Source organism: Methylobacterium longum (assembly GCF_022179385.1).
GTDB lineage: Bacteria > Pseudomonadota > Alphaproteobacteria > Rhizobiales > Beijerinckiaceae > Methylobacterium > Methylobacterium longum.
The window spans coordinates 1-514 of record NZ_BPQS01000177.1; the positions used below are offsets into that span (position 1 = coordinate 1).

At 70.8% G+C, this 514-nt stretch carries 1 protein-coding gene; it reads right to left on the bottom strand.

Going from position 1 to position 514, the window contains the following annotated elements; translation table 11 throughout:
* On the bottom strand, positions 1-514 hold a 514-nt coding region (locus tag MFF58_RS31980; protein ID WP_238294363.1), incomplete at both ends, for an efflux RND transporter periplasmic adaptor subunit.

The window sequence follows — 514 nt, forward strand, 5'->3', positions numbered from 1 at the left end:
CGCGCTGCCCTCGGGACGGAAGCGCAGGGCGGCCAGCGGCACCTTCAGGACGTCCGCGTCCTTGTGGATCGTCAGCTTCACCAGAGCGGTCATCCCGGGCAGGAGCAGGCCATCGCGATTGTCGGTCTTCAGGACCACCGTGTATGTGACCACGTTCTGTGTCACGAGCGGCGCCTTGCGGACCTGCCGGACCACGGCCTCGAACCGCCGGCCCGGGTAGGCGTCCACCCCGAAGGTGGCGCGCTGCCCCGCCGCCACGCGGCCGATATCGGTCTCGTCGACACGGGCATGGACCTCCATCTCGGCAAGGTTCTTGGCAATGTTAAACGCGGTCCGGACCTCCAGGCCTGCCGCCAGGGTCTGGCCCTGGTTGACGAACCGGCCGACCACGACGCCGTCGGTGGGCGAGCGGATCACCGTCCGATCGAGGTCGATCTCGGCGCCCCGGAGGCTCGCCTGCCGCTGGGGCACGGCGGCACGGGCCTGCGCCAGCTCCGCTTCGAGGCGGCGCACC